General features: G+C 38.4%; 8 protein-coding genes. 2 read left to right on the top strand and 6 right to left on the bottom strand.

The features are described 5' to 3' along the window. Positions 1 to 522: 522 nt before the first annotated feature. Both FW758_RS23405 and FW758_RS23400 read left to right on the top strand, forming a co-directional pair. Positions 523 to 870, top strand: a complete 348-nt coding sequence (locus FW758_RS23405) for a helix-turn-helix domain-containing protein (RefSeq protein WP_446446688.1) — start codon at positions 523 to 525, stop codon at positions 868 to 870. Further along, positions 867 to 2,126 (top strand): type II toxin-antitoxin system HipA family toxin, encoded by a 1,260-nt coding sequence (locus FW758_RS23400; RefSeq protein ID WP_446446687.1) that lies wholly within the window; start codon positions 867 to 869, stop codon positions 2,124 to 2,126. Before FW758_RS23405 ends, FW758_RS23400 begins: the two co-directional genes overlap by 4 nt. 435 nt (positions 2,127 to 2,561) lie before the next feature. Here the strand turns inward: FW758_RS23400 and FW758_RS23395 are convergent, their stop codons facing one another. The 6 genes from FW758_RS23395 to FW758_RS23370 all read right to left on the bottom strand — a co-directional run bounded on the left by FW758_RS23395 (position 2,562) and on the right by FW758_RS23370 (position 12,075). Next, positions 2,562 to 5,648, bottom strand: a complete 3,087-nt coding sequence (locus FW758_RS23395; protein ID WP_446446686.1) for an EAL domain-containing protein — start codon at positions 5,646 to 5,648, stop codon at positions 2,562 to 2,564. Positions 5,649 to 6,048: 400 nt separating this feature from the next. Then, complete coding sequence (locus FW758_RS23390) at positions 6,049 to 7,296, bottom strand: response regulator (protein ID WP_446446685.1); 1,248 nt, start codon at positions 7,294 to 7,296, stop codon at positions 6,049 to 6,051. Further along, entirely contained in the window at positions 7,289 to 9,943 is a 2,655-nt protein-coding gene (locus FW758_RS23385; protein WP_446446684.1) for an ATP-binding response regulator, read from the bottom strand. The genes FW758_RS23390 and FW758_RS23385 overlap by 8 nt, the downstream gene beginning before the upstream one ends. Positions 9,944 to 9,975: 32 nt before the next feature. Beyond that, a complete protein-coding gene (locus tag FW758_RS23380; RefSeq protein WP_446446683.1) occupies positions 9,976 to 11,184 on the bottom strand; it encodes an EAL and HDOD domain-containing protein in 1,209 nt (402 codons plus the stop codon). 401 nt (positions 11,185 to 11,585) lie between these two features. Beyond that, positions 11,586 to 11,945: a hypothetical protein gene (locus FW758_RS23375; protein ID WP_446446682.1), complete on the bottom strand. Its 360-nt coding sequence runs from the start codon at positions 11,943 to 11,945 to the stop codon at positions 11,586 to 11,588. Then, positions 11,935 to 12,075, bottom strand: a complete 141-nt coding sequence (locus FW758_RS23370; protein ID WP_446446689.1) for a hypothetical protein — start codon at positions 12,073 to 12,075, stop codon at positions 11,935 to 11,937. The genes FW758_RS23375 and FW758_RS23370 overlap by 11 nt, the downstream gene beginning before the upstream one ends. Positions 12,076 to 12,083 lie beyond the last annotated feature (8 nt).

Raw genomic sequence — 12,083 nt, 5'->3', positions numbered from 1 at the left:
AAAATGAGCCAGTGAATCACTCTACCCCAGACTGATTCATGCAGACCTTAAAACAGACCCATTTCGCCCCGTTTCTTCCTTTCAACGGGGCTTTTTTTGCCTTAGTATGAATCAAATCTCTAGAGAACTGATTCATATCCCTGTTATGCCCATTCCAACTGGTGATATCGAGCATTGATTAGTTTGTAGCCCAAAGAGGCGTTACTAATAAAATAGCTAATCCGAATCTGGCTACTAAGGTTTTATCCCAGAAGTGTGATGTTAAAAACAACTCATCAATGTCTACACAATCAAGCCGGCCTAATCCCCCCAGCGCGGCCATAACGTAGCCCGCGACAACCGCCTCATCTAAGACAAAATCCAATACTACATCAAAGACACATATACAACGAATATGTTGTATTTATACGCGTAAACAACAAATTGATTGTATTTATACAAAATAACATCGTATTAGTTGTAATTAATAGCAAATAACAACTAATATGATGTTTATGAGCAAAAGATAACCGAGCCAACGCCATGAAGCATCTCAGTGAATTAGCTACAGAACTCAAGCACTACCGAGAACAACTAGCACTAAGTCAGAAAGACATGCTGTTGAACATAGGTATGTCACAGCAACAATACCAACGAATAGAAAGTGGCAGTGATACTCGCTTATCGACATTACTGAGAGTCTTGGAAGGATTAAATCTTGAAATGATGCTCGTTCCTAAACAGCACATAAGTGCAGTAAAAGCACTCATTAACCAAGCAACTTCAGAACCAGAAATTGACCGTCATTTGCCTAACAACTTAACGACTGAGACAGGCACATCTTGGGATAAGGTCTTACATTCAGTTGATGATAAAGAAGATAATCTATGAAACCTGCTGAATCAGTAGAGGCCCTCGCGCTTTATTTAAATCATCAACGGATTGCGATACTCACCCATTATTCAGGTGGTAAAAACATTCTGAAATTTGACCCTGAATATATCGCGATGCCAAAAGCACTTCGACCAACATTAACGCTCACCCAACTGCTAGACCCCCACTACATCGATAAAATACAAGTCAGAACACAAAGATTATCACCGGTGCTGTCCAATTTGCTCCCCGAGGGCGCATTGCGGCATTGGATGTCAGCCGCGCTAAAAGTACATGAGAACAACGAATTTCCCATATTGGCATGGGCAGGGAACAATCTTCCCGGCGGCTTAATCGCATCAGCCATAGCAAAAGAAGATATACCAGCTTGGGCACTATCACCACGGGAAAGAACAGAAGCCATCGTAATCGACATCACCCACACCAGTAATAAGTTCTCACTTGCCGGTGTTCAAATGAAATTCTCGACAAGCAGAAACGATGGACGATTCAACATAAATGCCGATCAAGATGGCCAAGATAGTTGGATTATCAAGACGCCTTCAACAGTACACAGCAACGTCCCACAAAATGAATACACTGCAATGAAGTTGGCACAAATAATCGGAGTGAATATCCCTGAAATTGAGCTAATATCGCTTAATGCATTGGATAATCTACCTAACATCAAACTACCAGATGAGCCAACGGCTTATGCAATTAAGCGCTTTGACCGCAGTGATATGGGCCGTATTCATGCAGAGGACTTTGCCCAAATATTCGAAGTTTACGCACATGATAAATACGGTAAATACAACTACGAAGCCATAGCGAAAGCTCTATACATGAGCAACTACAATGGATTAAAAGATGTGCAGCAAATGGCAAGGCGGTTGCTGGCCAATATCTTGCTCGCCAACGGTGATGCCCACTTAAAAAATTGGAGTGTTATATATCCAGATACCAAAAATGCGATACTCTCACCCGCTTACGATATTGTGAGCACCTTACCCTACATAGAAGGCGAAACCGCCATTGCTCTCAACATGAATAAACAAAAGCTATGGTACACCATCGATATCACCACCTTCCAAGCATGGGCAACGAGAACAGGCCTACCATGGCCCGCGATAAAGGCTCATCTACTGGATGCCATGCAAAAAGCCCGTACTCTTTGGCCAGAGGCACTTGCTGAACTCCCCATGCATGAAGAGCATAAAGCGATATTAAAAGCTCACTGGGCCAAACTACATAACGACTTTAAGATACTCTGACTAAAAAATTATGTAGTGCCTAAATACTATTGGTTCTTAAAATAAGCTCGTTTATTAACTTTATGAGCGCAAAAATAAAAGCATATGGCAAAAATCAACGCCATTACATCAAACGCCCCCTGAATCAATATTGATAATCGACTCCAGTGGTGTAAGCAGCAATGAGATCAGTATCCAGGGGAACAATATACAAACCAATACTGATAACTTCAGGATATGGATTACAGCCAATGCAGGTTGGTGAAAAACTATCTCCCCCGAAATATCAAGTAGTAACATATTGTCGTATTAGAGGAAGAAATTACTTAGTGAAGTAAAACCGCTAACTTCAAACAAACAGTCGCCATTAGCCTAGAATTTCTACGCGACCTAAAAAGCCTTTAGGCCTTAGCCATAAAATAACTCATTCTTTTCTAGCTTCTACCATGCCGCTTACTAGACCATCTGCTCAAACTCACCTTTTATCTGCTGATATTGTGATGGCCACTCATTATACCAAATAGCAAATTCACCCACAGGCATAGGTCGCGCAATGCCATAGCCTTGGCATAACTGACAGCCCAAATCAGCCAAACTCTTACCGTGGGCAATCGTCTCTACTCCTTCAGCAATGACATTGAGATGAAACACCGAAGCTAAGCGGATAACACCCTCCACAATACGTAAATCATCATCACTCTCCAGCATTCCACGCACAAAGCTCTGATCAATTTTGATACTGGATACCGGCAATTGGCGTAAATAAGTTAATGATGAATAACCAGTGCCAAAATCATCGAGGGAAAAATGGACTCCCAAACGCTTACACTCTTTTAAGATTTCAATCGCCAATGCCATATCTTCGATGGCAGCACTTTCTAAAATCTCCAATTCAACATCTGATACAACCAAATCAGGATGCTGCATCAAAGATGACTGCAGGGAATCGCAAAAATATTCCGCCAGTAATTGCCTGGCACTCACATTGATACTGACGGCAAGCGGTCGCCCTTCTATTCGCCAATGCATACATTGGGCTACTGCAGTATTGATAACCCATTCACCCAAAGCAATTTCAAAATCACTTCCAGCAATATCAGGTAAAAACTCGCTTGGCGCCACTATACCGCGCTGCGGGTGATCCCAACGGATTAATGCTTCGGCGCCAATAATTTTTCCTGTTGCTAAATTCACTTTGGGTTGGTAAAACATGACGAACTCATTACGCGCAAAAGCCGATTTAAGTTCTTCTAACCAAGTTCGACGCGCAATAATGCTACGATCAATTTCTGGGTCAAACATTTGGAAACGATTTTTACCAGCCGCTTTTGCCATATACATCGCTTGATCGGCATGGCGCAGTAGGATATCAGGATCAACGTTATCTTCAGGATATAAACTCACCCCAATACTCGCACTTAAACGCACAAATTTATTACCATCTAAAACAATATCTTGATCGACAGCAGTTAAAATTCTCTGTAAAACTTGAGTACATTCCTCTTCAGACATCATTTCAAATAAAATAATAAACTCATCACCACCAACCCTAGCGAGAGTGTCTTGCTGACGTATAACAACCGACACATTATTTACAATCGCAACGAGCAGTTGATCACCCACACCGTGACCATAATGGTCATTTACCGCCTTAAAACCATCTAGGTCCATAAAGCACACGGCACAGATACTGCCATTACGATTAACACGAGCGATAGTTTGCTGAAAACGATCTAACAGCAAACGGCGGTTTGGTAGTCCCGTAAGTGCATCAAAATTTGCCACTCGGTCCAATTCAGCCTCATGGGTTTTAATGAGAGTGATATCAGCTTGGGTTCCTGAAATCATTAACGCTCTTCCGTGACTATCTACTTCAACAATCCGCCCCTTACATAGGATCCAACACATTTCACCGGATTTTTTAATGCAACGCACTTCTAAATCTATACTGTCCGCGTTATGCGTAAGATGCTTTTGAACCTGTTTTTCTATCTCAGGAATATCCTCAGCATAGACGTACTGACGCCAATTCTTCACCGTCAACTTCATCTCACCCGCTTGATAACCCAAAATAGCCTCAAATCTTGGACTAATTTGTACTTCACCCGTCCTCGCATTCCAATCCCAGAAGCCCTGTTCAGAACCTTCAATTACCCGTTGCAACTGTTCAGCTTGTGCCACTAATTGGTGTTTTAGCATTCTAGCTTGGGTAATATCTTGCACAGTACCATGCAACCTAACAATTTTGCCGTTCTCATCGCGCTGCGCATGACCTCGTGCCATAATCCAATGGTGAGAACCATCAGGACGAATAAATTCAGCTTCACATTCATAATCTTCACCAGTGTTTACACACTGCAATACGAGCGCACTCAACCTTTGCCAACTCTCAGGTGTAAATAAAAGTTCAACCTCGGGCATAGTTAGAGCTTCTTGCTCATATGGCAGCCCATAAATCACAAATATTTGTTCGGACCAAGTGTGTATATCAGTCACTAAATCCCACTCCCAACTACCAATACCGGACAACTGCTGTGCTAGTTTTAAACTCATCTCACTAATACGTAGTTGCTCTGCATTCATTTCTTGGAGCGTTACGTTCCTCGCAATCCCGAACAATCCACAGACCTTGCCTTGAGAGTCAATAACAGGCCCTTTTGTTACTTGAAATACCGCCTTCTTTCCCTGAATGTGCAAAAGCTCCTGTTGAGTGATAACATTCATTGATGCTAAAACCATCTGATCCTTTTCTTGAATTATATTTGCTGAATCAGCATCGAAAATATCACGGTCCGTTTTACCCACAATCTCATCTTCAGATTTACCCACAAATACAGCTGCGCCGTGATTAATCAAGAGATAGCGCCCAGCTAAATTCTTAACAAAAATGCCATCGGTAGTTTGGGAAACAATAGAGTCTAGTAATTGATGATTAACATCTAACTTTTTCAATGAGGCCCGTAAATAACCAGTTAACGCACTGATCAATATGCCATAAACACTAAGGCTAATCGTTTGGAGTAAATCAATAGAATGGATGCTGCCTAAATCATTGATGGATAGATTGAGATAATAAACGCATAAAACTGACAGTAACGTCGCCAGCAATCCCGGGCCCAACCCTCCACAAATGGCACTCAATGAAATGGGCAACATAAAGATAAGCAACAACAAACGCTGCTGTTGCTCAACGGTAAGATAACTAGCAAACCAAAGCGTAACCAAGGTGAAGACAAAGATTACCGTGTATTTAATCCAAGTGAAATTGCGGATTGGGGCAGAATGGGAAAATGTGATATCTAATAAATTACTAGCAAGAACTTTATGACGTTCAGGAACGGCACTCAGAACAAAAATAAAAATAAACGCACTGGTGAATACAAAGAAAACCCCCTTTGCAAGTGAAAGACGAAAAACCGTCTCAGTGTCCATCAGCACTAGCAATAATTGATCAGATAAAAAAATCCAACCCAGAGCTGAAAACGCATAAATAGCCACAGCCAATACAATATATTGAGTACGTGACTTTTGATTATCTAACATTCTCACTCCATTACAGCTAGCGCCAGTCGAACGACTTCCTCTATCTTGGTTTGCCACTCTCGTCAACCAGTAACTAAAATGGTCATTCAATAAAGTCACATTCAAGCTAAAGACAATAGTGTAAAAAAAAGCATTACTCAATGAGTGCCTATTAAAACAACAGGTAACATGTAAATGCAACATAAATAGTTATCTAAAATATAGTTACCAACTCAAAAACTGCAACTAAGCTATGCAAATGAATTTAAAAGGCAAATGGAGAGAAATCAGGAATATTGACCACCAAAAATAGTCAGCGACAATTCGAAAACGCAATACCTACAAAGTAATATTTTATCCCTCATCGACATGACTTACAGGCTAAATCATTCATTATTTTCATGAATAAATCTTATAAAAATTATCTTAAATGTAATGGTATATCATATTTTTTAAATAGTTTTACAATCGAATCTTTGTAAAGTGGTTTGATAATATAACCTTTCGCACCAACAGAAACGGCTTGCTGTACCGATGATTTATTTTTGTTACCAGTTAACATAACAATCGGTGTGCTAGCATTAATACCATTTGATTTATTAATGTGGTCTATAAGATAAAAGCCATTAGTATCTGGAAGATTTATGTCCATTAAAATCACATCATATTTTTTCTTTGACAGTAAGTCCAAGGCCATCCTACCAGACAATGAAGTATCAAGTTCAATCGCAAATGCTCTTAAAAGCATAATGGTCAGGTTCAAACTAATATGATCATCTTCAACAATTAACATCTTTGGCACCACGGGGATCTCAACCGGTACATTAGCGTTTTTTGAATCTGTGTATAATTTATTATACGAATACTTAGTGGTATCCACACTCGCTACGGTCTTACTTTCAACCTCTAAAGGCTCATCAGGTAGAGGAGCTTCAGCAACAATAGCAACATTTGAAACATCAGTAACAACAAGTTCAAGTAAGTGAAGCGCCTTGCTCTGCAACTTCAACAAAGCAGGTCTAATCTCGTTAGAACGAATAAACGATAATATTTTTTTCAATGACGCTAAATCTAACTCTGCAGTCTTATTGCTTGCAAGATGTGCCTCAGCCCTGTCTAACGATGCCTCAATTTCTGCTAAATTTGACTCAAAGCTTTGTTCTAAATCCTTTTTTCGTTGAACACCTTTAAGAACAATTTCTTTAATATGCGAAGAGTAGTTTTCTTGAATATTTATAAAATCTTCAACTCTTTTATTCTTACCTCTCAGTCCAATCTCCCGTAATAAATGAGTGCATATAATAATTGCACGATGTATTTCATACATAGGTCTTGCAATCAGGTAATCATTAATCACTCCGCTACGATAAGCCTCATATGCTTCTTTTTCTTGGTGTTTTGGAATTAGACTAACAACCGCATGCTCACAAATATCTACGGCATGCAATTCTTCAATCGCTTCGTAATAAATGAGTAAAGTCTCTTGTAATGTTTCTGCTGCCACAAGAATAACTTTTGGTGTTGACTGTTTGATCTGTTCAACAAGTTCAGCATTTGATTTAATCACGTGAATACGAGAAAAGTGACGTATAAGAACACTTATCAATAAACGGTCATTATCTTGATCATTTGTAAAGAGGACGATATGTTCAAAATTAACTCTATCCATGGACATTATTCCTACGCATAAAAAAATCAGACAAGGCGAATAAATCATCATCAACTTCTAGCCAAAACTCTAGTACCTGCTTGTACTCAATACCATTTTTACGAGATACACGTTCCAACTCTTGACAAGATAAATTTAATTTTTTGGCACCAACATAAAGAGAATTGCTCTTAAGGGTATGGCTTATCCCAGTAATGGAACGAATATCATTATCCATAATTGCGGTTCTTAATGATTCGCGCTTCACTAATAAATTACTGTAATATTGCTCCAGAAAAAACTCTAACTCATCATCAGTAACATCTTCGCCAACAAACTTATATATCGCTGAAAAATCGACTATCTGCGAAACATCAGCAACTTCATCTACTGTGTTATCTAAACAAAAAAAGTCACTGGCCAATGAAACATCACCAGCATTAACGGTTTTGATATCTAAACTTGAATGATTTTCTAAGGTCATTTTAACATCATCTAAAAGCTGAACGAGATCTATCAGTGCAAGCGGCTTGACAAGTACACGATTAGTTCCTGCCTGCAAACACTCTTCCTTACATTCATCCCCATGCTCTGCAGTCAACATTACAATAATTGAAGGAGCAAGATGTCGATAATCCTCAATTTCTCTAATAACTGCAATAAGATCTGGACCATATATAGTTGGCATTACAACATCTGAAATGATTACATTAAATTTGTTAGCTTTAAAAAGCTCAATGGCCTGCATCGGATCTTGCACACATGTCACCATTACCCCAACTGATGATAATTGCTTCTCAATGACAAACAGATTGTCTTGGCTATCATCAATAACCAATACACTTACACTACTATAATTCGTTTTATCATCAAGACTGACAATACTAGACTTATTCTTTTCATTAACAAAATCTATAACCTGATAAATTTTTAGGGGCGGATATGATATGACTTCATAATCAGAGTGAGACCGAGAAAGCGATAAGTTCCTTAACTCAGCTACTCTTTCCCTCTTTGAAAACAAACTTGTTATAAATTCATTCCTTGAAATAATATCACATTGATTTAAGTCAACAAAAAGTATTGAATCATCCGTATCAAAATCAACCAATTCATTACTTGGTAAAAATAACAACTCAAAATTTAGATCGCTTGAATATCTTGATACAGCCTCATGAAAATCAGGACTATTAGTATATGCGGTAATGGGGATATTCATATTTGAACGATTAAATATAGATTCATCGAGCGCAATTGAACTATCATCAACATCAAATTCAACCACAAAGTAAAAAACACTTCCATCGCCAATTCGACTAACGACTTCAAGCTCACTTCCCATCGAATGGCAAATACTTTGACTAATATATAACCCTAAGCCAACGCCACCATGCTGACGATGAGAACCTGATAATACCTGTTCATACTTCCCGAATATTCTTAACTTTTCTTCTTGCGTCAAACCAATTCCATTGTCAATAACAGAAAATTTTATCTTAACATTTTCAAAAGATTGCTCGACAATTTCCACATCAAGCAAGATTGATGGTTCAATTTTGTTTGAAAACTTAATCGCGTTTGAGATCAAATTATAAACAACTTGATTAAGCCTCACTTCATCACAGATAACTTTAGAGTTAAAGCCTAATGGCATATAAAAATCTAAATTAATATTTTTTTTGCTTGCTTGAAGACTAAATACATCAACAACAGACTCCCCTAGAGCCCTAACATCTACAGAATCACTTTTGCTAATTAGATTAATTTCATGACCTTTCCTAAAGTCCAACATACTATTAATAAGTAACAAAACTTGTTTGGCCGTACGAAATGCTACTAACAGTAACTTTCTATCTTGCTCACTTACACGGCCTAAACTAAGTTCAATCAAACCTAATACTGCATTCAATGGAGTACGTATCTCATGCCCAAGAGTCGCAATAAAATCATTTTGAGCACAATTCAACTGCATCAATTCAGAACATTTATCGACTAAAAAATTTTGCTTATTATATTTACTTGTTTGGTCGGTAAGTAATCCTAATCTGGATCCATCATCAAGTAAAATGTCTCGATACTCGATATACATACCAGACTTAGTTTTAAAGACTAATAGTAGCTCTTTGCTGGTTGCAAACTTATATCTAAACCACCTTAAAACCCTACGATTATCCCGTTTCGTAAACTCGCATTCAAAAATATTACTAATTAGATCGAAAAATGATTTTCCGATATATGCGCGAAGGCGAAGATACGGAAAGAAACAACCAAACTCACAAAAAACATGATCAATTACAGCCACGCTACTAACACTAAAAACACCAACGGCAGATCGATGTGGTGAAAGCTCATTAAAATCTAAGCGACTAAATTGACTGTCTTTCAGTTTACCTAACGTCAACACGCCATCCTCTACAGTACAGAGAACAACAAAGCATGCATCAGTCATCTTTATGACTTTGAAATTAATTATTTTATCGTTAATTTTTAGTTTTTCATTAATAAGGTGGTTGGCCTTAATTTTATTAAAATGAGAAACAATAGACTCTCTAGCACCCACTAAAAATGGATCAGCCAGAAAAAGGTGATTCTCCCCTAACCACTCCCCCTCAGCAGAAAGCAAAAAAGCACAAGAATCAAACAAATTCAAGTCAATCACATTCATCATTAAATATCCTTATTAAACACATTCATTCGTCGCTACTGAACTGAATGTTGATACCGACTCAACCAGATATAAACGCTTTCACATTTTAAAATAAACCTATCTTGATCAATCTTATAAACCTCTACGAAATAATCAACCGTAACCCAATCCCCTTCCATATATGCTACAGCCAGCTGTAAGCAATGAGCCAAATATCCACGATTATTTAGTAGTGCAGTCTTGATTGTTTGATCCAATGGTAAAGGACCTATTGCTCTGTCCATTGGTTTATCCAGAATGGCATCAAGCGTTGACAATAATCCCGTTAGAAATGCAGACTCGGTTAAAAAAGGAAATCCCATTAATGAGATTAACTCCTCACATAACCGAGCTCTCATCATAGTATTATGAATCAATACGACAGGCTTGTTTGGGTTGAGTTCTGCCAGCATAATAAGACTCACAAACTTACGAAGTCTATTTTCCCCTAAGAAAATCATCGTCTGCTTTATTGAGGTAAATTCTGTCACATGTTCAAATTGACTTGAATTGACAAATCTAAGTAGTTTATAAGTTAAATCTAAATCTTGAGAAAAATACTTCTCAAGATTTTTGTAGCTAAAGTCAGGCTTGAAAACCTCATGATAGATTGACAATATAAAATGTTGAGAAGCACCAATTTCACAGCCTTCAATCAATTCAGGCTTGCAAAAGTAATAACCTTGAAAATAATCAAATCCTAATAATTTAGCTTGTTTATATTCAGCCAGTGTCTCGACCTTCTCAGCCAGTAACTTTAAATTATACTTCCTAAACATTGGGATTAAATGAACAATACTATCTAGCGGTGTAGAAACAATATCTACTTTAATGAGCTTAAAAAATGGAAAAAAACGTTCCCATGCCGCTGAGTAAACGAAATCATCTAAGGCAAGATAGTAACCCAAATTGAACAATTCTTTAATTACAATGAAATTCTCTTCACTAGGAATAACAGTTTCCAATATTTCAACCACGATCGCTTTACTTGGCAGCATATATAATAAATGCTCACTTAAGAAGTGAGTCGGAAAATTAATTAATGCTGGCTTCCCCCCCGTCAAATCATCTAAATCCATATTTAAATAACTATTGACGAGCAATTTTGCTGTAGCGGCGTTATCAGCAATACCTTGTGGAAAACTATTGTTCCGACTATTCCTAAAGAGTAGTTCATAAGCAACAACATGTCTCTGTCTATTTAATATAGGTTGTCTAGCCATATAAAAGCGCATTGGTTACCTCTTCCATTCTGTCACTTAAATTTTAATCTTTAGTGAATCTGTCCATTAGTTCCTAGTCTAGACCTCGGAACTATAACTTTCAACAACGCATTTTAGCCTACTCTACACTTAACTTAAGCCTCTATAACTTCTCGATTAAACTTAATGAATTTAGGTTGGGTGACCGCCAAAATAAAATACTGTCAATTTAATGACGAAACACCCATTTAGTAGTAGTTATTTGTTATTCATACACAAATTAATTACCTACTAGAAAATTGACGCAATAGATTTGGCATTCGCAAATAATCATTTCCCAACAAAAAGGCCGCTACTGCGGCCTCGATATTCAATCCCCTTCCCTTGCTCTTCTCGCTCCCCAAGCAACCACTAAACATCCCCTAATTCATCCTATCCAGCAGTGCCATTTCGGCTTTTCTTAGCCAGAAGATGTATGACTTTTTACTGTCAAATCCCATTAAAGCCCACTGCTCTTTGCACAGGTAATGGGCGCGAATGGCGCGTTTGCAGTTAAGGGATAACTGCTCAACGAGGTGGTCAAAATGGGCGACGTGGGCAGGCACATTGAGTTCGTGCTTTAAGTTGCAGCCGCCCAGTGCTTCGCCTAAACGGTCGCAGGCGCTGCGGTTCGAAAACCCCTTGCCCAATTCTTGATACACCCAATAACGGCCCCAGCGATACAGCCCTAACCGCAACGCCTTAATGTTCATCATCTGCTCGGGTTCATCACTAAAGCCCATTAGCCACCTCATTTATCTTCTCAATCGAAAGCTTAAACACATCAAGGCATATCGATGTCACATCGTCATAGGGTGCAGTAGTACGGCCATTTTCCCAACGTTGGTAAGTGTTGCGGCTAATGCCGTAAATCTCAGCCA

This window comes from Shewanella sp. 1180_01 (assembly GCF_052850535.1).
This window is presented reverse-complemented; position numbering and strand designations above follow the sequence as displayed.